This window comes from Bradyrhizobium sp. WSM4873, assembly GCF_055811355.1.
The window spans coordinates 1-380 of the sequence record NZ_JBVVPS010000133.1 but is presented as its reverse complement, the minus strand read 5'-3'; the positions used below and the strand labels follow the sequence as shown (position 1 = coordinate 380).

Genomic DNA, 380 nt, shown 5'->3' with positions numbered 1-380 from the left:
TTCGCCGCTGGCAGGATCGAAGGTGAACGTGCCGTAGCTGCCGGCGAGGGAGGCAGGCGTCTGGAAATGGTCCTGGCTCGTGTCGACATCCTGGACCGTGAGCGTGCCGCCCGCAGTCAACTTGCCGTCTTCCTTCACCGCGCCAATAGCTGTTCCCGAGATCACCGCGGCATCGTTGCTGCCGGCGATGGTGACATCGATCAACTGCGAAGCGGTGCCGTCAGCCGATTTCACCGTGAGCGTGTCGTGGACGACCTCGCCGCCAGCAAGCGCCTGGACTTTGGCGGCGGCGTTATTGAGGGTGTAGCTCCATTCGCCGCTGGCAGGATCGAAGGTGAACGTGCCGTAGCTGCCGGCGAGGGAGGCAGGCGTCTGGAAAT

The 380-nt window shown here is 63.9% G+C and carries 1 protein-coding gene; it reads right to left on the bottom strand.

Annotated elements, in window-relative coordinates; all coding sequences use genetic code 11:
- A partial coding sequence (locus tag AC0L21_RS38085) for a VCBS domain-containing protein (protein ID WP_473267157.1) occupies positions 1-380 on the bottom strand: 380 nt, incomplete at both ends.